Source organism: Streptomyces sp. NPDC037013 (genome assembly GCF_055607265.1).
The window spans coordinates 870,171-893,262 of sequence record NZ_JBVJRV010000004.1; the positions used below are offsets into that span (position 1 = coordinate 870,171).

The 23,092-nt window shown below is 72.1% G+C and carries 25 protein-coding genes and 1 riboswitch; of the genes, 13 read left to right on the forward strand and 12 right to left on the reverse strand.

All coding sequences use genetic code 11. The features are described 5' to 3' along the window. Positions 1–50: 50 nt before the first annotated feature. A complete protein-coding gene (locus ACZ7DY_RS18485; RefSeq protein WP_471136443.1) occupies positions 51–884 on the reverse strand; it encodes a hypothetical protein in 834 nt (277 codons plus the stop codon). 152 nt (positions 885–1,036) lie between these two features. On the opposite strand from ACZ7DY_RS18485, the gene ACZ7DY_RS18490 reads away from it, so the two are divergent. The 3 genes from ACZ7DY_RS18490 to ACZ7DY_RS18500 all read left to right on the forward strand — a co-directional run bounded on the left by ACZ7DY_RS18490 (position 1,037) and on the right by ACZ7DY_RS18500 (position 2,473). Then, positions 1,037–1,768, forward strand: a complete 732-nt coding sequence (locus tag ACZ7DY_RS18490; protein WP_471136445.1) for a class I SAM-dependent methyltransferase — start codon at positions 1,037–1,039, stop codon at positions 1,766–1,768. A 101-nt stretch (positions 1,769–1,869) separates the two neighbouring features. After that, a complete protein-coding gene (locus ACZ7DY_RS18495) occupies positions 1,870–2,115 on the forward strand; it encodes a hypothetical protein (protein ID WP_471136447.1) in 246 nt (81 codons plus the stop codon). Positions 2,116–2,119: 4 nt separating this feature from the next. Continuing rightward, positions 2,120–2,473, forward strand: a complete 354-nt coding sequence (locus ACZ7DY_RS18500; protein WP_471136449.1) for a DUF1036 domain-containing protein — start codon at positions 2,120–2,122, stop codon at positions 2,471–2,473. Between the two features lie 41 nt (positions 2,474–2,514). On the opposite strand, the gene ACZ7DY_RS18505 is transcribed toward ACZ7DY_RS18500, so the two are convergent. From ACZ7DY_RS18505 to ACZ7DY_RS18515, 3 genes are all read right to left on the reverse strand, one after another. Continuing rightward, positions 2,515–2,991, reverse strand: a complete 477-nt coding sequence (locus ACZ7DY_RS18505; RefSeq protein ID WP_471136451.1) for a VOC family protein — start codon at positions 2,989–2,991, stop codon at positions 2,515–2,517. Between the two features lie 111 nt (positions 2,992–3,102). Further along, on the reverse strand, positions 3,103–3,885 hold the full coding sequence (locus ACZ7DY_RS18510; protein ID WP_471136453.1) for an arylamine N-acetyltransferase family protein: 783 nt from the start codon (positions 3,883–3,885) through the stop codon (positions 3,103–3,105). Positions 3,886–4,015: 130 nt separating this feature from the next. Then, complete coding sequence (locus tag ACZ7DY_RS18515) at positions 4,016–4,726, reverse strand: methyltransferase domain-containing protein (RefSeq protein WP_471136455.1); 711 nt, start codon at positions 4,724–4,726, stop codon at positions 4,016–4,018. A gap of 444 nt (positions 4,727–5,170) precedes the next feature. Here ACZ7DY_RS18515 and ACZ7DY_RS18520 point away from each other — a divergent pair, with 444 nt between their 5' ends. Beyond that, complete coding sequence (locus tag ACZ7DY_RS18520) at positions 5,171–7,390, forward strand: MMPL family transporter (RefSeq protein WP_471136457.1); 2,220 nt, start codon at positions 5,171–5,173, stop codon at positions 7,388–7,390. 77 nt (positions 7,391–7,467) lie between these two features. Here the strand turns inward: ACZ7DY_RS18520 and ACZ7DY_RS18525 are convergent, their stop codons facing one another. After that, positions 7,468–8,472: a DUF3048 domain-containing protein gene (locus tag ACZ7DY_RS18525; protein WP_471136459.1), complete on the reverse strand. Its 1,005-nt coding sequence runs from the start codon at positions 8,470–8,472 to the stop codon at positions 7,468–7,470. A 232-nt stretch (positions 8,473–8,704) separates the two neighbouring features. Here ACZ7DY_RS18525 and ACZ7DY_RS18530 point away from each other — a divergent pair, with 232 nt between their 5' ends. The 6 genes from ACZ7DY_RS18530 to ACZ7DY_RS18555 all read left to right on the forward strand — a co-directional run bounded on the left by ACZ7DY_RS18530 (position 8,705) and on the right by ACZ7DY_RS18555 (position 14,197). Further along, on the forward strand, positions 8,705–9,481 hold the full coding sequence (locus ACZ7DY_RS18530; RefSeq protein WP_471136461.1) for a PTS sugar transporter subunit IIAB: 777 nt from the start codon (positions 8,705–8,707) through the stop codon (positions 9,479–9,481). 30 nt (positions 9,482–9,511) lie between these two features. Next, positions 9,512–11,080 carry a PTS ascorbate transporter subunit IIC gene (locus ACZ7DY_RS18535; RefSeq protein ID WP_471136463.1) on the forward strand — a complete coding sequence of 523 codons (1,569 nt, stop codon included), beginning with the start codon at positions 9,512–9,514 and terminating at the stop codon, positions 11,078–11,080. A gap of 109 nt (positions 11,081–11,189) precedes the next feature. Beyond that, positions 11,190–11,373, forward strand: a riboswitch (cobalamin riboswitch). Positions 11,374–11,403: 30 nt separating this feature from the next. Beyond that, on the forward strand, positions 11,404–12,114 hold the full coding sequence (locus ACZ7DY_RS18540; RefSeq protein WP_471136465.1) for an energy-coupling factor ABC transporter permease: 711 nt from the start codon (positions 11,404–11,406) through the stop codon (positions 12,112–12,114). Beyond that, positions 12,114–12,536: an energy-coupling factor ABC transporter substrate-binding protein gene (locus ACZ7DY_RS18545; RefSeq protein ID WP_471136467.1), complete on the forward strand. Its 423-nt coding sequence runs from the start codon at positions 12,114–12,116 to the stop codon at positions 12,534–12,536. The genes ACZ7DY_RS18540 and ACZ7DY_RS18545 overlap by 1 nt, the downstream gene beginning before the upstream one ends. A gap of 6 nt (positions 12,537–12,542) precedes the next feature. Next, on the forward strand, positions 12,543–13,292 hold the full coding sequence (gene cbiQ, locus ACZ7DY_RS18550; protein WP_471136469.1) for a cobalt ECF transporter T component CbiQ: 750 nt from the start codon (positions 12,543–12,545) through the stop codon (positions 13,290–13,292). After that, a complete protein-coding gene (locus ACZ7DY_RS18555; RefSeq protein ID WP_471136471.1) occupies positions 13,289–14,197 on the forward strand; it encodes an energy-coupling factor ABC transporter ATP-binding protein in 909 nt (302 codons plus the stop codon). The genes cbiQ and ACZ7DY_RS18555 overlap by 4 nt, the downstream gene beginning before the upstream one ends. Before the next feature lie 53 nt (positions 14,198–14,250). Here the strand turns inward: ACZ7DY_RS18555 and ACZ7DY_RS18560 are convergent, their stop codons facing one another. From ACZ7DY_RS18560 to ACZ7DY_RS18570, 3 genes are all read right to left on the reverse strand, one after another. Then, positions 14,251–15,075 (reverse strand): endo alpha-1,4 polygalactosaminidase, encoded by an 825-nt coding sequence (locus ACZ7DY_RS18560; protein ID WP_471136712.1) that lies wholly within the window; start codon positions 15,073–15,075, stop codon positions 14,251–14,253. Positions 15,076–15,223: 148 nt separating this feature from the next. Continuing rightward, complete coding sequence (locus tag ACZ7DY_RS18565) at positions 15,224–16,099, reverse strand: SGNH/GDSL hydrolase family protein (RefSeq protein WP_471136473.1); 876 nt, start codon at positions 16,097–16,099, stop codon at positions 15,224–15,226. A gap of 353 nt (positions 16,100–16,452) precedes the next feature. Further along, complete coding sequence (locus ACZ7DY_RS18570) at positions 16,453–16,944, reverse strand: hemerythrin domain-containing protein (protein WP_471136474.1); 492 nt, start codon at positions 16,942–16,944, stop codon at positions 16,453–16,455. A 256-nt stretch (positions 16,945–17,200) separates the two neighbouring features. Here ACZ7DY_RS18570 and ACZ7DY_RS18575 point away from each other — a divergent pair, with 256 nt between their 5' ends. Both ACZ7DY_RS18575 and ACZ7DY_RS18580 read left to right on the forward strand, forming a co-directional pair. Beyond that, on the forward strand, positions 17,201–17,500 hold the full coding sequence (locus ACZ7DY_RS18575) for a DUF5133 domain-containing protein (RefSeq protein ID WP_471136476.1): 300 nt from the start codon (positions 17,201–17,203) through the stop codon (positions 17,498–17,500). 142 nt (positions 17,501–17,642) lie between these two features. After that, positions 17,643–18,671 carry a PHP domain-containing protein gene (locus ACZ7DY_RS18580; RefSeq protein ID WP_471136478.1) on the forward strand — a complete coding sequence of 343 codons (1,029 nt, stop codon included), beginning with the start codon at positions 17,643–17,645 and terminating at the stop codon, positions 18,669–18,671. A gap of 36 nt (positions 18,672–18,707) precedes the next feature. On the opposite strand, the gene ACZ7DY_RS18585 is transcribed toward ACZ7DY_RS18580, so the two are convergent. From ACZ7DY_RS18585 to ACZ7DY_RS18595, 3 genes are read right to left on the reverse strand one after another with little or no spacing between them, the layout of a single operon-like run. Further along, complete coding sequence (locus ACZ7DY_RS18585; RefSeq protein ID WP_471136480.1) at positions 18,708–20,813, reverse strand: xanthine dehydrogenase family protein molybdopterin-binding subunit; 2,106 nt, start codon at positions 20,811–20,813, stop codon at positions 18,708–18,710. 38 nt (positions 20,814–20,851) lie between these two features. Continuing rightward, on the reverse strand, positions 20,852–21,850 hold the full coding sequence (locus ACZ7DY_RS18590) for an FAD binding domain-containing protein (RefSeq protein ID WP_471136482.1): 999 nt from the start codon (positions 21,848–21,850) through the stop codon (positions 20,852–20,854). Beyond that, positions 21,847–22,416 carry a (2Fe-2S)-binding protein gene (locus tag ACZ7DY_RS18595; protein WP_471136484.1) on the reverse strand — a complete coding sequence of 190 codons (570 nt, stop codon included), beginning with the start codon at positions 22,414–22,416 and terminating at the stop codon, positions 21,847–21,849. The genes ACZ7DY_RS18590 and ACZ7DY_RS18595 overlap by 4 nt, the downstream gene beginning before the upstream one ends. A 223-nt stretch (positions 22,417–22,639) precedes the next feature. Between ACZ7DY_RS18595 and ACZ7DY_RS18600 the strand changes: the two genes are divergently transcribed. Beyond that, entirely contained in the window at positions 22,640–22,768 is a 129-nt protein-coding gene (locus ACZ7DY_RS18600) for an LPFR motif small protein (RefSeq protein ID WP_263398772.1), read from the forward strand. Between the two features lie 161 nt (positions 22,769–22,929). Here the strand turns inward: ACZ7DY_RS18600 and ACZ7DY_RS18605 are convergent, their stop codons facing one another. Further along, positions 22,930–23,085: a DUF6131 family protein gene (locus tag ACZ7DY_RS18605; RefSeq protein ID WP_471136486.1), complete on the reverse strand. Its 156-nt coding sequence runs from the start codon at positions 23,083–23,085 to the stop codon at positions 22,930–22,932. Positions 23,086–23,092: the final 7 nt, after the last annotated feature.

Here is a 23,092-nt window from a genome sequence, read left to right on the forward strand (position 1 = left end):
GCTGCGGTCGAGCCCCTCCCGGAACCGCCGAGCAGCCCCCGTGGGCCGGGTCAGTCCGTGCGCGGCCGCGACTCGTGCAGCCGCGTGTGATAGCGGCCCTCCGACTCGTACCCGGTGGGATCCTCACCGGCGAGGATCACCTGGCGGACGGCGTCGCGGCGCTCCTCGGGGCTGGTGAAGAGCCGCTGCGGATAGGTCCGGGACATGTCGGTCACGGTGGTGAGCCCGTGGGCGGCGAGGGTCTCGGCGATGCGCCCGTAGGGCACCGTCCGCAGCACGAACGCGCTCACCCACACCGGCCCCCGCGCACAGTCCAGGAGCGCGTCGAACGTACGGTGCGAGATGTAGCCGATACCGCCGGTGACCGTGATCAGGCCGGTGCGGGCGACCGCGCGGCGCAGCCCCTCGCTGGGCGGGTGCCGCTCGAGGTTCTCGGCATACGCCTCGTCGAGCAGGCCCGCGTCCAGCGCGTACCGGGTGGCGTTCTCCGCCATGTCCAGACCGATCACCGCCGTGGCGTCGGCCCGCCGCCGTGAGGCGTAGAACTCCTTGTCGCGCTCGACGAGTTCGTGCGGGGTGAGCGCCGCGGCCTCCTCGGACGTGTAGTGCGCGTACAGGTCGGCGAGGGTCAGGTCGTGGTTGAGCAGCGCCGCGTTGATCCCGTACGAACAGCACACGTCCAGGACCGTGACGGGGCCCTCGTCGCCCGGCTGCTGGGCGCGCAGGTCGCGTGTGCGCCGGAAGACGGACTGGGCGTGCTGCGGGATCTCGTACTCGTAGGGGGCGAGCGTCCGGAAGTAGGCGCGCGGGTCCGGCTGGTCGTAGATCTCGTCGAACCGGGTCTTGCCCGATGCTGTCGCTGTCCTGTGCCGGTCTGTGGCCATGGAGCGCCTCCGGGAGCGAGGAACGGGTCTGGGGCAGACGTGCACCTCTACCCGACCCGTACCGCCCCCCGGTAGACCTCGTACCGCTATCCGGCCACGGCACCGCCCCGACGGGCGCCCGCGCGACCGCCTCCCTGACTACCCTGGAGCCGATGTTCTCCTCCCAGGGTCCCACGCTGCGTGAGCTCGCCGTTCAGGCGCTCTCGTCCACCGAGCACGGGTACGACCTGCTCGCCCCGAAGTTCGACCACACGCCGTTCCGCACGCCTGGCCGGTTCCTGACGGCAACAGCCGACGCCCTGCGCCCCCTGGGCCCCTTCGGCGCGGGACTCGACGTGTGCTGCGGGACGGGTGCAGGGGTCGGGGCCCTGCTGCCGCTCTGCCGCGAACGGGTCACCGGTGTGGACTTCAGCGCGGGCATGCTCGCCGAGGCGGCGGACGCGGTGCCCGACGCCGGACCGGCCGGGCCCGCGGTCGACTGGGTGCGTGCCGACGCCCGGGCGCTGCCGTTCTCGGGGGGCTACGACCTGGCCGTCAGTTTCGGGGCGTTCGGTCACTTCCTGCCCGCCGAGCGGCCCGCGCTCTTCGCGGGCGTGCACCGGGCGCTGCGGCCCGGCGGCCTCTTCGCGTTCCCGATCGGCGCCCCGCAGCCCTTCGCCTCCCCCCGGTACTGGGCGCTGCTGGGCTTCGACGGCGTCATGCGGGTGCGCAACCTCATGTGGCGTCCCAGGTTCGTCATGTACTACCGGACGTTCCCGCTCGGCGGTGTGCGCGAGGACCTCGCCGCCGCCGGTTTCGACGTGCGGCTGCTGCCCTTGGAGGAGTTCGGCCGGCGCCCCGACGGCAGCCCCCACTGGCGCCTGGTGGTGGCCCGGAAGGTGTAGGGCGTAGGAATGTCGGTCCCCCCGGACCGCTGTCCGACCGCGAGCCGTTGGGCCATCCTCGAAGGAGACGGGAGGCCGTCGACTTCTTCCAGGGGGCGCGGATGGGCAACGAACACGACGCCAGGGGGCCGGACTCGCCCGAGCCCGGAGCCGAGCCGCGGACGGTGGCCGCCGACCCGTGCGGCGCGATCGGCGACGAGCCCTTCGTCCGCTCGGCCGAGGTGCTCGCGGCCGACGCGGCGGCGGCCGCGGCCGGCGGGGGCAGCCACGGCGAGGCGTGGCACGCGCCCGGCACGGTCGAGGGCCCGCCGGACCGGGCCGTGTGGGACGTGAGGCCGGAGGGATGAGCCCATGGGCCTGACCATAAGGAATCAGTACCGGACGCGGGTCTACGTGGCGATCGGCTTCTCCGACGACACCTGCCTGCACAACACCGGCCCGCACATCATGGGGTGGTGGGGCATCGACCCCGGCCGCAGCGCCCTCGTCTACGCCAACGACGTGAACCGCTACAGCCCCATGTGGTTCTACCTCGCGGAGGCGGTCGACAACGGCCCCGTCTGGGCGGGGCAGTACGTCACGCAGGTGCCGGACCAGGCCTTCAACCGCTGCTGGCGGCCGAGTGTCTCGGGCGGCAGCCCGCGGGGCTTCCGCGAGCTGTACGTGGGCGACCACGAGAACTTCACCCTCAACCTGACGGGCTAGGGCACGGCACGTGCCGTGCCCAGGGCCGTCCCGCGCCGTCGCTACGCCGTGCCGTCGGCGGCCGCCCGCAGCGCGGCGATGTCGAGCTTCTTCATGCCGAACATGGCCTGCATGGCGCGCCGGGACCGCTCGGGGTCCGGGTCGGCCATGAGCTCGCCGAGCACGGACGGGACGACCTGCCAGGACAGCCCGAACTTGTCCTTCAGCCAGCCGCAGGGGCCCTCCTCGCCGCCCTCGGAGAGCTTCGACCAGTAGTGGTCGACCTCTTCCTGGTCGGCGCAGTCGATCTGGAGGGAGATCGCCTCGTTGAAGGTGAACTCCGGCCCGCCGTTGAGCGCCGTGTAGGCCTGGCCGTCGAGCACGAAGTCCACGGTCAGGACGGTGCCGGCCGGGCGCGGGGCGCCTTCCCCGTAGTACGAGACGTTCTTGATCTCCGAGTTCGGGAAGACCGAGACGTAGAACTCGGCGGCCTCCTTGGCCTGCAGGTCGAACCAGAGGCTGGGCGTGATCCTTGGCATGGCGTTCTCCTGTCGCGCGCGGCGGTCCTGTCCGCTGTGCATGTCTGCCTATATGGACCGTCGCGGCACCCGGAACTCATCGCCACCCGGCGACCCGTTCTCCTCGGCCGGTCAGCGGAGCTCGCGCACCCGGGGCTCCCGCTCCAGCACGATGCCGAAGTGCTGTGCGTAGGCGGCGAGCACCTCCTGCTCCGTGGTGAGTTCGGTGGTCCGCCGCTCGCCGGCCGTGGTGGTGATCAGGGTGCGGCCGCTCAGGGTGATCCGGCCGGTCTCGGTGAGCAGGGAGCAGACCAGGGACCGGGTGAAGTGGGACTCGGGCGACGTGCGGTGGTACCAGGCGCCGCCCGCGAAGTCGGCCAGCGCGCGCGGCCGCTGTTCGAGCAGATACCGCGGCTTGTCGCCCTTGAGGACCTCGAGGTCGCCCTCCGGGGTCTCGGTGATCCGGAACGTGCCCTCGGGGTCGCTCTGATCGCCCCGGTCGCCGTAGGCCAGCGGCAAGGCGCTGTGGGCGCCGAAGCCGACGTCCACCAGCCAGTCGCCACCGTCCTCGGTGCGCACGCGCAGCGCCAGGTGGTCGTAGGGGATGCCGGGCCGTCCGTCGTCGCCGTACACGCGGCCCTGCAGCAAGGCGACCTCGAAGCCGAGGGAGACCAGCAGGACGCCGAAGGCGCCGTTGAGTTCGTAGCAGAAGCCGCCCCTGTGTCCTTCCACGACCTTCGCCACCAGGGCCTTGTCGGTGAGTTCGATGTCGTCGCCGAGGTGGACCGAGAGGTTCTCGAAGGGGACGGTGCGCAGGTGTGCCAGGTGCAGGTCGTGCAGTGCCCGGGTGGTGGCGGCCGCCGGGCGCTGTGCGCCGATGCGCCGCAGATAGGCGTCGGTCTGTCGGATGTCCATGGTCAACAGTGTGCCGGGGGAGCGGCCCCGGGGGCTCGGGCCCCGGGCGGCGCATGGGCCGTCCGTCGGTCCTAGGACTTTGGTAGGGGCCCGTGGGGCGCGCGGGCCGGTGCCGGTCGCGCGTTCCCGGTCACCGCAGGGTGTAGCGGCGGAAGAGTCCACCGGCATCGGCGGGTTCGGCGTGGAATCCGCACCGCGCGAGGAGCAGGTCCGCCTCTTCCTGGGGGTAGAGGCGGAACGGGGAGCGTTGGTGGGCCAGCACGTGGCCGTCCCGCAGGATGAAGTAGTCCTTGAGGAAACGGCCCTCGCCCGTCTCCTGTATTTCCTGGGAGTACACGAGGCCGCCGGGCAATGGACGCCGGTGCGGGCCGTGCGGCCCCTGCACGGCGAGCAACAGCGTGCCGCCGGGGCGCAGTGCGGCGGCCACGTTCTCCCATCCCCTGATGTTGTCGGCGTCCTCGACGAGATGGCTGCCGAGCCAGTCGCTTTCCCCGTCCCGTACGCCGTACCAGATGCCGCCGACGGAGTACGCGAGGTCGAACGCGCCCGGCATCCGCATCCGCAGGACATCCTGCTCGATGAGGCGGGCTCGTGCGCCGAGCCTGGCGCGCGCCTGGGTCAGCATGCTCCCGGTGTGGTCGATACCGGTGATCCGCAGCCCGGCCGGGCCCCTGTCGAGCAGGGGCTCGCAGGCCAGACCGGTTCCGACACCGAGTTCGAGGAGATCCGCGCGGCCGTCGAGACCGGCCAGGAGTGCGTCGGCGTAGGCGCCGTGGTCGTAATAGCCGGACCTCATGACGAGGTCGTAATGGCGGGCGAGCGCGGCGTAGGAATCGGTCACGCGCCACCCTGTCCTCCGGCCGCCGGCACCGGCAAGGGGGTTCCCGGCCAGGCGTCCGGAGCCCGGACCGGGCATCTGGGGCCGACCAATTCCGGCCACACGTTTCCGGCGACCGCCCACCCTGATGCGTGGGATATGCAGGTATAAGGGCCGCGCCGCGGCGCGTGAAAAAGGGAGTAGCGCATTCCGCGCCAATGAAGAAGAAACCGTTGACACGTGACTGCACCCTGTGGCCGAGAAAGGAAGATCCGCTCTCCTCCCAGGGGATGACTTCGCGTGCGACGCAGTACAGCGACCGTGGGCCGATAGTCCGGCTCGCAGGCGGACTTGTTCTCCCCGAACGGCGGTGAGGATGGGAGCTGTTCCTGCTGGACCCGCTGGCGTGCGCCGATTCGCACCGGCAGAGGGTCGTCCGCACCTGACCCGACGGGAGTCCCCTTCGCCGTGGCTACGTTCCTGTACAAACTAGGCCGCTTCGCCTTCCGGCGACGCCGATACGTGGCGCTGCTGTGGGTGGTCGCGCTGGCCGGGGCCATCTTCGCCTCCTCGGCCGCACCCGCCCCGCCCGAGGACTCCTTCTCGATGCCGGGCACGGAGTCGCAGAAGGCCTTCGACCTGCTGGAGAAGCGTTTCCCCGACGCCAGCGCCGACGGAGCGAGCGCGCGTGTCGTGATCCGCGCCCCCAAGGGGGAGAAGATCACCGCCGCCGAGCCCAAGGCCGAGGTCGACAAGCTCGTCGCGGCGATAGGCAAGGGCCCGCAGGTGGCCAGCGTCGACGACCCCTTCAAGGCCAAGACCGTCAGCAAGGACGGCTCCACCGCGTACACCTCGGTCACCTACAAGGTCGCCGCCACCGAGCTCACCGACAAGGCCCGTGACGCGCTGACCGACGCGACCGACAAGACCCGCCACGCGGGCTTCACGGTCGAGACCGGCGGCGACGCCGTCATGGCCGAGCAGGAGATGGGCGGCAGCGCCGAGCTCATCGGCATCGCGATCTCCGCGGTCGTCCTGATCCTCACCTTCGGCTCCCTGATCGCCGCGGGCATGCCGCTCCTGACCGCGCTCATCGGCGTCGGCATCGGCATCTCCGGCATCGCGGCGCTCGGCAGCACCCTCGACCTCTCCGCCACGACGTCCACGCTGGCCATGATGATCGGCCTCGCCGTCGGCATCGACTACGCCCTCTTCATCGTCTCCCGCTACCGCGCGGAGATAGCCGAGGGCCGGGCCCCGGAGGAAGCGGCGGGCCGGGCCACCGGAACCGCGGGATCCGCCGTGGTGTTCGCCGGTCTCACCGTCGTCGTCGCCCTCTCGGGCCTCGCGATCGTCAACATCCCGATCCTCACCAAGATGGGTCTGGCCGCGGCCGGCACCGTCGTGATCGCCGTCCTCATCGCGCTCACCATGATCCCCGCGCTGCTCGGCTTCGCGGGCCGCAAGGTGCTGCGTCGCAAGGACCGCAAGAAGCCCGCGGGTTCGCTCATCGACCCGCACGCCAAGCCGAAGCTCGGCACCCGCTGGGCGCGGTTCGTGCTGCGCCACCCGCTCTCCGTGCTCCTGGTCGCCGTCCTCGGCCTCGGCGCCGTGGCCGTACCGGCCGCCAGCCTGGAGCTCGGCCTGCCCGACGAGGGCACCTCGGCGCCCGACAGCACGCAGCGCAAGGCGTACGACATGCTGTCCGAGTCCTTCGGCGCCGGCTTCAACGGCCCGCTGATGGTCACGGTCAGCAAGGACTCCGACGTGGCGGCCGCCGCCAAGACCGTCGGGGACTCGATCGCCAAGATCGACGGCGTTGCCGCGGTCACCCCCGCGCAGGCCAACAAGGCCGGCGACACCGCCATCATGAACGTCGTACCGAAGACAGGGCCGAGCGACCACAAGACCGAGGAACTGGTCAAGTCGCTCCGCTCGACCGCCGACGGCATCGGCGCGGACACCGGCTCCGAGGTCCTCGTCACCGGCCAGACCGCGATGACCATCGACTTCTCGCAGACCCTGGACGACGCGCTCCTGCCCTACCTCGGACTCGTCGTCGGCCTGGCCTTCCTGCTCCTGATGCTGGTCTTCCGCTCGATCCTGGTCCCGCTCAAGGCGGCGCTCGGCTTCCTGCTCTCGGTGGCCGCCGCGCTCGGCGCCGTGGTCGCGGTCTTCCAGTGGGGCTGGCTCGCGGACATCGTGGGCGTCGACCAGCCCGGCCCGATCATGAGCATGATGCCGATCTTCATGATCGGCGTGGTCTTCGGCCTGGCGATGGACTACGAGGTCTTCCTCGTGACCCGGATGCGCGAGGCGTACGTCCACGGATCGCGTCCCGGCGAGTCGGTCGTCACCGGCTTCACCCACGGCGGACGGGTCGTGGCCGCGGCCGCGATCATCATGATCAGCGTCTTCTCCGGCTTCATCATGGAGAACGACGACATGATCAAGATGATGGGCTTCGGTCTCGCCATCGCCGTCCTCTTCGACGCCTTCGTCGTCCGCATGGCGATCGTGCCCGCCGTCCTCGCCCTGCTCGGCAAGTCCGCCTGGTGGCTGCCGCGCTGGCTCGACAAGGTGCTGCCGAACGTGGACGTGGAGGGCGAGAAGCTGCACAGGAACCTCGGCGACACGGGTTCGCCCGACGCCGAGCCGGACCGGGAGCTCGCCCCCGCGGGCCGGTAGGACCCCTGCTCCACCACGGGCGGGCCGGTCGGGACACCCCTCAGGGGAGCGTCCCGGCCGGCCCGCCCGGTTTTTTGTCAGCGGCTGTCCGCGTAGACCATCCAGACCTGACCCGGGTCGAAGGGCATCGGCTCGCCGCCGGGCCGCGTGAAGGTGGTGCCCCCGGCGGCCGTGGACCGCTTCCAGCGCACGGGGTAGCTCTTGCCGTCGCGCAGCACCTGCGCCGTGCCGCTGCCGACCGTCTCGATGTACGGCGTCACCGCGCCGTTGACGTCCTTGAAGCGGGAGGGGCGCATGGACACGTACTGGATCACCACGGTAGGAGCGCCGAGCCGCGACCCCGAGGTGCCGCGGGCCGGTACCCCGTCGAAGGAGGCGAGCCAGCGGCGTTCCCCGGGCGACCAGGTGAAGGTGTGGCCGGCGGAGGCGTACCGGACCGTCGTGGCCCTGGTGGGGGTGCCGCCCTCCGGCGCCGGGCCGAAACGGAAGCCGATGTCGGTCGGGTGGTCGGCCTGCGGCGCCGAGCGCAGCAGTGCCTGCGGCCGGACGAAGAGGTTGTGCGGCGCGGGCCGGCCGCTTTCGCGGAAGTAGGCCCCCGGGACGCGGGCGTGCGGGCGGGCGTAGAGCGAGGAATCCCTGAGCGTCTTCTGCAGAGCGCTGCGCACCCCGGAGTAGGCGAGGACGGGCCGGCCGAACTGGCGCAGGAGTTCGACGTCGGACTCCCGCGCGCTGCGCACCGGACCGATCGCCTGGGGCAGCCGGCCGGAATAGACGCCCATCAGGCGGCTCATCCCGCCCTCGACCTTCTCCACGTAGACGATGTCCGCCTGATCGAGGCCGGTGTGCGGCCGGGCCGCGCGCGCGTTGTCGAACTTCACGGCGAGGACCGGACCCTGAGGCGCCACCAGCCCGGTGAAGGGCGAGGGGGTCCGAGGCGCGCGCGTGTCCTCGTGGGCGGGGCCGCTCGCGTACGAGGGGGCGCCGACGACGAGCGTCGCCGTGGCGACCAGCGCGAGCAGCTTCCCTCCGAGGCGGGTGCGGCTGGTGACCCTGAGTCTTCCTGCTGCCGTCGAGGCATGCACCGAGGCGTCTCCCTTCGTGACGGAACCGGTCGTGGCCTGAGGCCTCCGCGGGTCTTCGCGGTGCCAGTCGTGTCGGGCCCGCTCCGTCTGCCGTGGCCGCACCGTGGCTGGCGCAGTCCTACCTCCGGCCGCCGCGGGCCCAACCGCCGCTGCGGCCATCCACCGTCGTCCCGTCACTCTTTCCGGGGGCCTTCCGCGTGGCTCCGCCCGGCCGTCGGCGAGAATCATGTGCATGGCAACGCTGAGCGAGATCCTCCCCGCGGAAGCCGTGCTCCTCGACGCCCCGGCGGCCGACTGGCGCGCGGCCGTGCGGCACGCCGGTGACCTGATGGTCGCGACGGGCGCCGCCACCGACACGTACACGACGGAAATGATCGGCAACATCCGGGACAACGGGCCCTACGTCGTCATCGCCCCCGGACTCGCCCTCGCCCACGCCAGACCCTCGCCCGCCGTCCTGCGCACCGGCATGTCCTGGGTGCGCCTCGCGGACCCGGTGGAGTTCGGGCACGACACCAACGACCCCGTCGACCTGGTCGTCGGCCTCGCCGCCCAGGACGCCGCCGAGCACACCGCGGCGATGGGCGCCCTCGCCCGGCTGCTCGCCGACCCGGACACGGCGTGCGCCCTGCGCGAGGCGGCGACCCCGCGCGCCGTGCACGCGCTCCTCACCGGCGGGGGAGTGCGGCCGGACACGCGCCACGAGCCGGCGAGCGGCGGCGACCCGCACAGGATTCTGACCGTCTGCGGCAACGGCGTCGGCACGAGCATCTTCCTCAAGCAGACCGTCGAAGGCGTCCTGGACCACTGGGGATGGAGCCGGTACGTCACCGTCGAGGCGACCGACACCATCTCCGCCAAGGGCCGGGCCAAGGAGGCGGTCGCCATCCTCACCTCGCGGGAGATCGCCGCGACCCTCGGTGACGTGGGCATCCCGGTGAAGATCATCGAAGACTTCACCAGCGCGGCCGAGGCCGACCGCGTGCTCCGGGACACCTACGACGTCTGACGGCCCGCCCCCGGGCAAGGAGAACCCACCATGGACGTGCTCGTGTCGATCGCCGAGTTCCTCGTCGACGAGATCCTCAGCCAACCCGCCTACCTCATCGGCCTCATCACGGCCGTGGGCCTGATCGCCCTGAGGAAGACCACCGGGCAAATCGTCGGGGGAGCCATCAAGGCGACCCTCGGCTTCCTGCTGATCGGCGCGGGCGCCACCCTCGTCGTCGGCGCCCTCGCCCCGCTCGGCGAGATGATCCAGGGCTCCACCGGGGCACACGGCGTGATCCCCACCAACGAGGCGATCGTCGGCATCGCGCAGAAGGAGTACGGATCGCGCGTCGCGTGGCTGATGATCCTCGGCTTCGCCGTCAGCCTGGCCCTCGCCCGCTTCACCCCGCTGCGCTACGTCTTCCTGACCGGCCACCACATCCTGTTCATGGCGACGCTGCTGACGATGGTCCCGGCCGTCGCGGGCCGGCCGTCGTGGGCCGTGGTCCTCGTCGGTGGCGTCCTGCTCGGCATCCTGCTGGTGGCCCTGCCCGCCTTCGCGCACCCCTGGACCAAGCGCGTCACCGGCGACGACAACGTGGCGATCGGCCACTTCGGGACGGCCGGTTACATCGCGGCCGGCGCGACCGGGCAACTGGTGGGCCGCCGCAGCCGCAGCACCGAGGAGATGAACCTCCCCGAAGGCCTGCGTTTCCTGCGCGACTCGATGGTGGCGACCGCCCTGTCGATGGTCCTGATCTACCTGATCATGTCGCTGGTCTTCCTCGGCAAGGCGGGCAAGGAGGCGGCGTTCAAGGCCTTCGGCGAGGACGGCGCGCCGGGCGCGAGCGGCGTCGGCGACTACGTCATGCAGTCGGTCATGCAGGGCCTGCAGTTCGGCATCGCCGTCGCCGTGATCCTCTTCGGCGTCCGCACGATCCTCGGCGAACTCGTCCCGGCCTTCCAGGGCATCGCCCGGAAACTGGTGCCCGGCGCGGTGCCCTCCCTCGACGCGCCCATTGTCTTCCCCTATGCACAGAACGCCGTCCTGGTCGGCTTCGTCTCCAGCTTCGCCGGCGGCCTCGCAGGGCTCGGCCTGCTCGCCTGGATCTTCCATCCGGCCTTCGGGCTCGCCCTCGTCCTGCCCGGCCTCGTCCCGCACTTCTTCACCGGTGGTGCGGCGGGCGTCTACGGCAACGCGACCGGCGGCCGGCGCGGCGCCGCCGCGGGCGCCTTCGTCAACGGCCTCCTCATCACCTTCCTGCCCGCCCTGCTCCTGAAGGTCCTCGGCGCCTTCGGCAAGGAGAACACCACCTTCGGCGACGCCGATTTCGGCTGGTTCGGCACCCTCATCGGCCATGCGGCCAAGACGGGCGAAACCACTGGAATCCTCCTGATGCTGCTGATCGGCGCCGCCCTCCTGCTCGGCGCCGTGGTCTTCCAGAAGCGGGTCGTGGAGACCGGCTGGGACCCCGGAGCCCATCGCGACGCCCTGCTCCCCGCCGAGGGTGCCCACACTCCGCCGACAGCCCCCGGTTCCGCCGGACGACCGGTCGCGTATGCGAAGATCCGGCCACCGCGCGGCGCGCCCAAGCCGCCCCCGCCGCCGCCCCGGTGACCCCACCAGCCACACATAGCCCCTGAACAGGGGCGTACGCGGTGGTACGCGCGCACACGTACGACACCACCGCACCCCGCGCACAAGTTGTCAGCGGATCAGTTGCGCACTAATGTCGCCACGCCTTGGTGCACGGGAAATCCGGTGTGATGCCGGTGCGGCCCTCGCCACTGTGATCGGGAAGTCCGGCTCCAGCCCTCGCGGCAGCCACTGGGTGCACACGCACCCGGGAAGGCGGAGTCCGGTCGGTACGACCCGTCAGCCAGGAGACCGGCCAAGGCGCGTTGTCCATCCACGAGGTGCTGGAGAGGGTCTGCCGAGCCATGCACATAGCCGAGGGTTTCCTCCCACCGGCGCACGCGATCGCCTGGGGCGTAGCGTCCGCGCCGTTCGTCGTCCACGGAGTCCGCTCCCTGACCCGTGAAGTCAAGGAACACCCGGAGAGCACCCTGCTCCTCGGCGCCTCCGGGGCCTTCACATTCGTCCTTTCCGCCCTGAAGATCCCGTCCGTGACGGGCAGTTGCTCGCACCCGACGGGCACCGGCCTCGGAGCGATCCTGTTCCGGCCGCCGATCATGACGGTGCTCGGCACCATCACCCTGCTCTTCCAGGCGCTGCTGCTCGCCCACGGCGGACTCACCACCCTGGGCGCCAACGTCTTCTCGATGGCGATCGTCGGACCCTGGGCCGGATACGCGGTCTACCGGCTCCTCAAGCGGTTCGACGTGCCGCTCATGGCCGCCGTCTTCTTCGGGGCCTTCGTCGCCGACCTGTCCACGTACTGCGTCACCAGCGTCCAGCTGGCGCTGGCCTTCCCCGACCCGAGCAGCGGTTTCCTCGGCGCGCTGGGGAAGTTCGGCGGCATCTTCGCCGTCACGCAGGTCCCGCTCGCGGTCAGCGAGGGGCTCCTCACCGTCCTGGTGATGCGGCTGCTCGTGCAGTCCAGCAAGGGTGAGCTCACCCGGCTCGGCGTGCTCCTGCAGAGCAAGCAGGCCGGGACGACGACCAAGACGGAGACGGGGGCCAGCGCCTGATGAGCCGGAACGCGAAGATCAACACCCTGCTGCTCGTCATCGTCGCCGCGCTCGCGGTGCTGCCCCTCGCCCTGGGGCTCGGAGACGACAAGAAGGAGCCGTTCACCGGCTCCGACGCACAGGCCGAGACGGCGATCACCGAGAACGAACCGGACTACAAGCCCTGGTTCTCGCCGCTGTACGAACCCCCTTCGGGGGAGATCGAATCGGCCCTCTTCGCCCTGCAGGCGGCCCTCGGCGCGGGCGTGCTCGCGTACTACTTCGGGCTGCGCAAGGGCCGCCGCCAGGGCGCGGAGCAGGCGCGCGCCGAGGACGCGGGCACGGCACAGGCGACGGCCGAACGCACCGACGGTGCCGTCGAGCGGACGGTCGCCACGCCGGCCGGCGCCGAGGGCGGCCGGCCCGAGACCGAGCAGGTCTGAGGCGGCGTGCTGCCCATCGACGCGGCGGCGCACAGCAGTCGCTGGCGCCGCCGTCACCCCGTGGACAAAGCCGTGCTCGGACTCGGCCTCACGGTCCTCGCCATCTCCCTGCCGCCCTGGCCGGGCGCCGCGCTGGTCATGCTCGCCGCGCTCGTCCTGCTCCTTGGGCCGGCGGGCGTGCCGCCCCGCAAACTGTGGCGCGCCTACCGCGTGCCGCTCGGCTTCTGCGTGACCGGCGCCCTCACCCTGCTCGTCCAACTCGGCGGCCCCGACGGGTTCGTGACGCTCGCCGACGGCGGACCGGCACGCGCCGGAGGCCTGCTCCTTCGGACCTCCGCGGCCTCACTCGGCGTGCTCCTCTTCGCCTTCACCACGCCGATGTCGGACCTGCTGCCCCGCCTGGTGAAAGCGGGCGTGCCCGCGCCGGTCGTGGACGTGGCGCTCGTCACGTACCGGATGAGCTTCCTGCTCCTGGACTCCATGAGCCGCATCAGGCAGGCGCAGGCCGCCCGCCTCGGCCACACCACCCGTGCCGCCACCTGGCGCTCGCTCGCCGGTCTCGGCGCCACCGCGTTCGTGCGGGCCTTCGACCGGGCGAGCCGGCTCCAGGCCGGCCTCGCGGGCCGCGGCTACGACGGGACGCTGCGGGTGCTCGTGCCCGACGCCCGGATCTCGCGGCCCTTCGTGGCGGCCGGCGCGGCCCTGCTCGTGGGCCTGGTCGCCCTCACCCTCGTACTGGAAAGGTTCCTGCCATGACCGAGCCGACGGCTCTGCGCGAGCCGGGCGCCCGCGGCGGGCCGCACGGGCCCATGGTCGCCCTCCGGGACGCGTCCTACGCGTACGAGGACGGCCCTACCGTGCTCAGCGGCCTGGACTTCGACGTCGTCGAGGGCCGCGCCCTCGCCCTGCTGGGCCGCAACGGCAGCGGCAAGACGACCCTGATGCGGCTGCTCAGCGGTGGACTGCGGCCCGCCGCGGGCAGATTGACGGTCGACCGCGTCCCCGTGACGTACGACCGCAAGGGCCTGACCCGGCTGCGCACCACCGTCCAGCTGGTCGTCCAGGACCCGGACGACCAGCTCTTCGCCGCCTCCGTCGAACAGGACGTCTCCTTCGGCCCGCTCAACCTCGGCCTGCCCGACCCCGAGGTGCGCGCCCGGGTCGCCGAGGCGCTCGCGGCGCTCGACATCGAGCCGCTCGCCGACCGGCCCACCCATCTGCTCTCCTACGGCCAGCGCAAGCGGACCGCCATCGCCGGAGCCGTGGCGATGCGCCCCCGCGTGCTCATCCTCGACGAGCCGACCGCGGGACTCGACCCCGACGGGCAGGAGCGCCTCCTCGCCACGCTGGGGGAGCTGCGGGAGGCGGGGACGACCGTCGTGATGGCGACCCACGACGTGGACCTGGCACTGCGCTGGGCCGACGACGCGGCGCTGCTCACCCCCTCGGGGGTGCGGACCGGGCCGGTCGCGGACATGCTCGGCCGACGGGACCTGCTGGCGCAGGCCGGTCTGCACCTGCCGTGGGGGATCGCCGTCGCGGAACTCCTGCGCACGCAGGCCCTGCCGGGCGCCACGGGCGAAACCCCGCGGACCGCGGAGGAGCTGGCCGCCCTGGTGGCCGGGCCCGGCGCGCACACGGGCGGGGCGCGCGAGGCCTGACCGGGGCGTCGCGCCGGCGCACGTCGCCGGCGCGGCCCGCCCCGCCGGGCCCCTCAGCAGTGCCGGTACACGTGACCGTCCTCACCGGCGGGCCGGACATCGCGGTCGCGCAACGTGAGGGACAGCTTCCCGCCCCAGGCGCGGCAGGCGGCGTCGAAGTCCTTCGGCACGTACTCGATGTCGAAGACCTTGCCGTCGTAGGCGGACGCGTAGTCGGAGCACTCCTTGTACTGCGCGCACTCCTCGGTCACCGCGAAGTCGAAGCCGATCCGCTTGCGTCGGTCCAGCAAATCGGTGGTGTTCTTCTGCGCGATGGCGAGCCCCCGCTGGTGCGCGCGTCGGGCGAGGAGCCGGGCGAACGCCGCCGCATCGTCGGGGGTGAGCAGGCCGTCGGAGCGCTCGTAGGAGTCGAGGTTGTCGGGCTCCACCGCGTCGAAGCCCGCCTCGGCGCAGCCGTCGATCCACTTGCCGACGATCTTCGCGAGCGCCGCGCGCTTCTCGCGGGTGGAGATGTCGAGCAGGGGCTCGTGCCAGTCCTCGTCGACGACGGGCCTGCCCTCCTCGTCGCGCAGGATCAGCGTGCGGTGCTCGCGCTGCCACCAGCGCGCCGCCTCCTTGCCCGGCTGGGCCTGGAAGGCGTTGACGTAACAGATGTTGTAGAGCCCGGGGACGGGGTCGGCGGTGCGGTCGCGTGAGACGGCGCGCACCTTCGACGGCGGCTTGTACGCGCCGCCCAGCTGGTAGTCGAAGGCGGCGTCGACGGGAGGCTGCCGGACATCGCGCTCGGGATGACCGGAGCCACCGGAGCCACCGGGCCCGCCGGAACAGCCGGCGAGAAGGGCGAGGAGCAGGGCGCCGGCCAGCGCGGTCCGCCTCATGGCCGCAGGCCGCGCGGCGGCTCCTTCGTCCGTCCGCGCGGAGCGGTCCACGCCGTTCCTGTTGCCGTTCATGCTGGTACGCCACTTGATCCCGGTCACCCGACAAGGATCGCAGCCCCCGGACCCGGGCCGCGCGGCGGGCGTCAGGTCAGGCCAGGTCGAGGACCTCGGCGGTCCGTGCGGCCATCCCGGCCTCGCCGGCGGCGTTGGGGTGCACGGGCACGAAGTTCGTGCCGGACACGACCGGTTCGATCCAGCGCCGGTCCGCCGGACGGCAGGCGTCGTGCGCGTCGGACGCGGCGGCCATGTCGACGAAGGTGGCGCCGGTCTCGGCGGCCGCCCGCCGCGCCGCGCCGTTCAAGTGGGCCTGCAGATCACGGAGGTAGGGCACGTCGCCCTCCGCGATCGGCAGCTTGGGGAAGCAGCCGGGAACGGCTTTCGCCGGGGTGATCCACGGGTAGCCGAGGATCGCGACCCGGGCCTTCGGCGACCGGGTCCTGATCTCGTTCAGTGACGCCTTGATCGCCGGGTACGTCTTCGTCTCGACCTCGTTCTTGAAGGTGCCGCCCCAGCGGTCCTTGCAGGGGCTGCCCTTGCCGCCCGTGAGGACGCCCGCGCTGCCGCAGGCGAGGACCGAGGTGATGAACGTGTTGTTGTCGTTGCCGCCGATGGTGAGCGTCACCAGCTGCGTGTCCTTCTTCAGCGCGTCGAACTGCGGTGCCACGCCCGGGTACTGGGCCGACGAGAAGTGCTTGGTCTGGGCGCCGCCGCACGTCACGTCGGTGAGCTTCGCGCCGAGCGAGGCCGCCAGGAGGTGCGGGTAGTTCTTCGACGTGCGGGCGCACACGAGGGGAGCCTCGGGGTCGAGGGGGAGCACACCGGATCCGGCGCTGTAGCTGTCGCCGAGGGCGACGTAGCGCAGCGGCTCCGCGGAGTGGGCGGCGGCGGGTCCTGCGCCGAGGCCGAGGGCGGCGACTCCCGTGACGGCGGCGAGGAACGCGGCCGAGCGATGCGGGGCGGGCATGCGCATGGGGATTCTCCTCCGGGCAGGGGTGAGCGGGGGCGTGGTGGCGCGGGGGCCCAGACGTGGGGCGTGTGCAACGTAGTTCACGAGGAGACAGCTCACTACGTGCGCGCGTGCGCATCCCGCAGGGGCGCCTTGGCATCCGGGTGACAAGCCCGCCGCGTCACTTCAGCGGCGGGCAGGCGGCGGGCAGACGGCGGCAAGGCGGGGTTGGCGGCAGGGGAGGAGAGGCCTGCCGCCACAGCGGTTCGCTCATTCGGACATGCCGGTACGCGGGTACGTCGGTACGTCGGCTCAGCGCCTCGCCGGGGGAGCTCACACCCCGGCGAGCGGCCGACGGCCCGCGCCGCGCCTCACTTCTTGAGGATGCGCCGGATGTCGTCGACGTTCCCGGCGTGCGCGGCCAGCTGCTTCTCGCGCTCGGCGAGGAACGCCGAGCCGAGTTCCTCGCGCCGCTTCATGGCGACGTTCTCGCGGGCGTCGTTGAGGATGGTGCGCTCCTCTTCGTCCGTGTGGTGGTTCACGGCCTCGACGAGCTTCTCCAGCTTCTCGTCCCACTCGTCCGAGCCGACCTCATCGACCTGGAGCAGTTCTAGGAGCGCCTCGTTGCCCTCCTCGTGCTCTTCCTCGCCGTGCTCGACCTCTTCGTCGTCGATGTTCTTGTACCGGCGCAGTGCCGGGTACACCTCGGCCTCCTCGGCCAGGGCGTGCGCGATCAGCAGGTCCGCGAAGTCACGGAGCGCGGCGGCCCGGTCGGCCTCCGCGTTGCGCATGTCGCGGAGGAGGTCCTCCATCGTGCGGTGGTCCTGGAGGATCAGCTCGACGACGTCCTGCGTCGGGGTCATGGGGGTCCGCCTTTCCTGGGCCGCGGCGCGCATGGCCGGCCGGCCGTTCGGTCTCCGGTTCAGAAAGCCGTGTACCCCGTGACCGGGGATCATCCGCCTCCGGTCCGCCGCAGAGGGAGTAATGCTGCCCGAGAGGGAGTAATGCCGCTCGGCCGCGCCCGCTCCGTATCCCCGGATTCTTCGGATGCGTATGGCACGAAAGCGGGGGTACAGAAGAGAAACCCATAGGAATTTCACATCGTGGAAGGAGAGCGGCGTGCTCAGGCCCGACCCGGCGATTCTGGACAGTCTGCTCAACACGTACTCGACCCTGCGCGCCCAGCAGCTCGCAGAAGACTCTGCCGAGGTCCGCCGCCGACTGGACGACGTCTCGTACACGCTCTGCGTGTCCACCGGCACCCGGAACGTGGAAGCCGCCGTCGAGGCCGCCACCGCCCAGCTGGCCGCGACGCCCCGGCCCGCCGCGGAGCCCCCGCTGTCCGCCGCCGCCCGGCTGGCCGCGGAACCCCGCCTCGCGGCGACGGCCCACGACCGGGCGCCCGACCTGGCGGCCTGACCGCCCCCTCCCTCCCGGGGCCGCGGCGTCGCTGCCTCGCCGTGCCGTGCGTACGCGCCTGCGCCACGCTAGGAGTGCGGGGACGCCGGAGAGGGGCGTCCACCGCGTCCGTACGCCGCAGTCCCGGAGGCCGGAGGTGCCGATGGAGCCCGTGGAGGCGCTGGAGCGGATCGCCTTCCTGCTGGAGCGCGGGCGCGCACCCACCTACCGGGTGCGGGCCTTCCGCACCGCGGCCGCCGTCATCGAGGGACTGGCCGAGGGCGAGACCGCGCGCCGCGCCGCCGACGGGTCGCTGGAGAAGCTCAAGGGGATCGGGCCCAAGACCGCCGGAGTGGTCCGCGAGGCGCTTGCCGGCGGCGTGCCCGGCTATCTGGAGCGGCTGGAGGGCGAGGCACGCGAGCCGATCACCGAGGGCGGCGCCGAACTGAGGGCGTTGCTGCGCGGCGACTGCCATCTGCACTCCGACTGGTCCGACGGCGGCAGCCCCATCGAGGAGATGGGCCGTGCCGCGCGCGACATCGGGCACGAGTGGGCGGTGCTCACCGACCACTCGCCGCGGCTGACCATCGCCCGCGGCCTGTCACCCGAACGGCTGCGCGAGCAGCTCGACGTGGTGGCCGAGCTCAATGAGGGGTGGGCGCCCTTCCGGCTGCTCACCGGCATCGAGTGCGACATCCTCGACGACGGCTCCCTCGATCAGGAGCCCGAACTCCTCGACCGGCTCGACGTCGTGGTCGTGTCCGTGCACTCCAAGCTGCGCATGGACGCGGCCGCGATGACGCGTCGCATGGTCACCGCGGTCAGCGACCCCCGGGCCGACATCCTCGGGCACTGCACCGGCCGGATCGTCGTCGGGCGCGGCAGGCCGGAGTCGCAGTTCGACGCCGACGAGGTGTTCGCCGCGTGCGCCGCCGCGGGCACGGCGGTCGAGATCAACAGCCGCCCCGAGCGGCTCGACCCGCCGCGCCGGCTGCTGCGCAGGGCGGTGGACGCCGGGGTGCTGTTCTCGATCGACACCGACGCCCACGCGCCAGGCCAGCTGGACTGGCAGATCATCGGCTGTGCGCGGGCCGAGGAGTGCGGTGTGCCCGCCGAGCGCGTGGTGACCACCTGGACGGCGGCGGACCTCCTGGCCTGGACGCGCGAGAGCCGGGCCCGGGCCGCCGCCTGACGCACCGCCTCAACTCCCCTGGGGGAGCGGGTCGGTTCAGGCGCCGTTCTCCAGCGCCGTCAGGACGCGGTCCGGGGTGAGCGGCAGTTCGCGCAGCCGCACACCGGTCGCGTGGTACACCGCGTTGCCGATGGCCGCGGCCGTCCCGACGATGCCGATCTCGCCGATTCCCTTGCTCCCCATGGGGTTGAGGTGCGGATCGTCCTCGTCGACCCAGTGCGCCTCGATCACCGGCACGTCGGCGTGGGCCGGCACGTGATAGGCGGCGAGGTCGGACTCGGTGAAGTCGCCGAAGGCGGCGTCCATTGTGCTGCCTTCCGTCAACGCCATCCCCAGTCCCATCGTCATGCCGCCGACGAACTGCGACCGCGCGGTGCGCGCGTTGAGAATGCGTCCTGCGGCGTACACGCCGAGGAGACGGCGTACGCGCACCTCGCCCGTGACGGTGTCGACGCCGACCTCGGCGAAGTGGGCGCCGAAGGCGTGCTTGGCGTAGTCGCTGTCTGCCTCGGCGGTGCCCGCCGTGTCGGCCGTGGCGCTCACTCCCTCCGGCCGCAGCGGGCGGTCCCGCTGCCCGGAGAGGTGCTCGGCCAACCGCGTACAGGCCTCGTGGACGGCCCAGCCCCAGGAGGCCGTTCCCATCGAGCCGCCGGCCAGCGGCGCCTCGGGCAGGTCACTGCTCCCGATCTCGGCGCGCACCCGCTCCACCGGCACGCCGAGCGCGTCGGCGGCCACTTGGGCGAGCACGGTGCGGGCGCCCGTGCCGATGTCGGTGGCGTCGACCCGGACCACATAGCTGCCGTCCGGGTAGGCGTGGGCGCTCGCCTGCGACGGTGAGGCGGACGCCGGGTACGTCGCCGCGGCGACCCCAGTACCCACCAGGACGGAGCCTTCGGAGCGGGTGCGGGGGCGCGGGTCGCGTTCGGACCAGCCGAAGCGCCGGGCGCCTTCGCGCAGGCACTCGGCGAGGTGACGGCTGCTGAACGGACGGGAGCTGTCGGGCTCCTTGTCGGTGTCGTTGCGCAGCCGTACGTCGACGGGGTCGAGCCCGAGGGCGACGGCGAGCTCGTCCATCGCCGACTCCAGCGCGTACATGCCGGGCGCCTCGCCCGGGGCCCGCATCCAGGACGGGCTCGGCACGTCCAGCGGCACCACGTGGTGGGTGGTGCGTGCGTGCGGGGACGGGTACATGACGCGGGTGGCGGCCGCGGCCGTCTCGACGAACTCCTTGACCCGGGAGGTGTGCGCGGTCACCTCGTGGATCACCGAGGTCAGCGTGGCATCCTCGGTCGCCGCCAGCCGCACCCGGTGCAGCGTCGGCGAGCGGTGCCCGACGACCGCGGCCATCTGCCGCCGCGGCAGGGAGAGTTTGACCGGCCTGCCGACCTCTCGGGCGGCCATGGCGGCGAGCACCACGTGCGGTCGCGGCGTGCCCTTGGAGCCGAACCCGCCGCCGACGTGTTCGGAGACGACCGTGACCCGGTCCTTGGGCAGCTCGAACAGACCGGCCAGGACGTCGCGGACGGTGGTGGCTCCCTGGCTGGAGTCGTGCACGGTCAGACGGCCGTCCTCCCATCGGGCGGTGGCCGCATGCGGCTCCATGGGGTGGTTGTGCAGGGGCGGCACGCGGTAGCCGACGTCGACGCGGACGGGCGCGGCGTCGAACGCCTCCTCGGCCTCCCCGCGCACGTGCTCCCCCGACGTGCCGTCGGAGTCCTCGGGCACATAGGCGTCGGGATGGTCGGCGCGCAGGGTGATGTCGTGGGATTCCTCGGCGTAGGTGACGCGGACGGCGGCGGCACCCTCGCGTGCCGCTTCCAGGGTGTCGGCGACGACGAGGGCGACGTACCAGCCGCGGTGCGGGACGCGGGCGTCCTGGAGCACCGCGAGGGTCGCGTCGTCCGGCTCCGCGATGCGGGGCGCGTTCAGATGGCTGAGGACGGCGACGACGCCGGGCAGCGCAAGGGCCGCCCCGTCGTCGATGGCCGTGATCTTGCCGCGTGCCACCGTGGCCGGTACGGGCCAGGCGTAGGCGCAGCCCTCGGGGGAGTGCTCGGCGGCGTAGCGGGCGGTCCCGGCCACCTTGTCGGGACCCTCCCTGCGCTCGGCGGGCGCCCCGAGAGCACTGACGGTGTCCGGCATGAGGTTCTCCCTAAGAGCACGTACGGGGGGTGGTTGGGTCAGGATGACGCGGCGGGCGCGGCGGCCAGCCGCCCCAGGACGTCGCAGGCGATGTTGCGGGCGAGCGGCACCTTGAACGCGTTGTCGCGCAGCGGTTCGGCGACCGAGAGCTCCGCGTCGACGGCCCGCAGGAACGCCTCGTGGGTCGGCGCCTCGCCGAGCAGCGCCTCCTCGGCGCGCAGGGCGCGCCAGGGCTTGTGGGCCAGCCCGCCGAACGCGATCCGCACCTGGCGCACCACGGAGTCCTCGACGCCGAGCACCACGGCCACGGACGCCAGCGCGAACGCGTACGAGGCACGGTCACGGGCCTTGCGGTACGCCGAGGGGAGGTTCGCGGTCGTCGGCGGGAGCAGCACACCGGTGATGAGCTCGCCGTGGAAGAGCTCGGTGTCCTGCTCCGGCCGGTCGCCGGGCAGCCGGTGGAACTCGGCGGCGGGCAGGGTCCGGGCGCCGCGCGGCCCCCGCAGTTCGACCTGGGCGTCGAGCGCGGCGAGTGCCACCGCCATGTCGGACGGGTGGGTGGCCACGCACTGGGGGGAGTGGCCGAGGACGGCGTGGTCGCGGTGGACGCCGTCGCGCGCGCCGCAGCCGCTGCCCGGCTCCCGCTTGTTGCAGGGTTTGCCGAGGTCCTGGAAGTACGGGCAGCGGGTGCGCTGGAGCAGGTTGCCGCCGGTCGTCGCCACGTTGCGGAGCTGTCCCGAGGCGCCGGAGAGCAGCGCCTGGGACAGGACGGGGTAGCGGTCACGGACGAGGGGGTGCGCGGCGAGGTCGCTGTTGCGGACGGTCGCGCCGACGCGGACGGTGCCGTCGCGGAGTTCCTCGACGGAGTCCATCGGCAGCCGGCTGACGTCGATGAGGGTCTCGGGGCGCTCCACACCCAGCTTCATCAGGTCGACGAGGTTGGTGCCGCCGCCCAGATAGCGGGAGGTGGGGCGGCCCGCGTGGGCGGCGGTCGCCTCGTCGACGCTGTGGGCGCGCACGTACCTGAAGGATTTCACCGGGCCACATCCTCGCTCTTCTCGGCACCGCTGCCCGCGTCGACGGCTTCGACGGCTTCGACGATGTGCGGATAGGCGCCGCAGCGGCACAGGTTGCCGCTGAGCCGTTCGCGGATCTCGTCCTTGGTCAGCGGCACAGGTGCGCCGGTGTCCCGGCCCGGCTCGGTCGCGTACGAGGCGCGGCCCGCGCCGGCCTCGGCCATGGCGCCGACGGCCGAGCAGAGCTGCCCCGGCGTGCAGTACCCGCACTGGAAGGCGTCGCGTTCGATGAAGGCGCGCTGCAAGGGGTGCGGACTCCCGCCGTCGGCGGCGCGCAGCCCCTCGACGGTGGTGATCTCACACCCCTCCAGGGCGACGGCGAGCAGCAGACAGCTGTTGGCGCGACGGCCGTCGACGAGGACCGTACAGGCGCCGCACTGGCCGTGATCACAGCCCTTCTTGGCGCCCGTGAGGTCCAGCTCCTCGCGCAGGACGTCCAGCAGTGTCGAACGGTGGTCGACGACGGGCCTTCGGCCCTCGCCGTTCACCGTCATGGGTACTTCCGAATGGAACACATCGGTTCCCATGGCGCGCTGCTCCCTCGTCCCGAACGTGGTCTGTGTCGACATCGTTTTTCCAGCCTGGGCCAGGACACACATTCCGGCATGCCGGGAGAGAACGGACGGTGATCCCGGGGGCCGCCGGGTGCCAGTTTTCCGGGACGCTCGCGGGGCAAGCGACAGGAGCAAGGCTGTGCGGTGACGCACAGCAATCGCCCGCTATCGAGCCACTGCTCCATGGAGGCCCATCATGCTGAAGGCCATTGCAGACGTTCTCCGCGCCATCGGCGGCGCCATTGCCACCGTCGTCACCCTTCCGTTCCGCGCGGTGGCGCGACTCTTCGGAGGCGCTTCCGACACCGCGCACGGCCATCACTGAGCCAACCGGCCACCACTGAATCAACAGAGAAATTGGTCCCGTAGGAATAAGGCTCTCCGCCACATCAGGTGGCCCATGGGAAGGGGGCCGGAGCAATTGCTCCGGCCCCCTTCCCATGGGCCACCTGATGTCACCTGCCGGTCGCCTTCAGCCGGTGACGTCTACCAGTAATGCTTTCGCCCGCCCACCGAGTGTCCGACTGCCCCGAGAACCCACAGGACCGCACCGATGACCAGGAGTGCGACGCCTATGGTCCAGAGGATGGAGACGCCTGTCAGCAGGCCGATGACGAGCAAGATGATGCCGAGTGCGATCATGGATCCT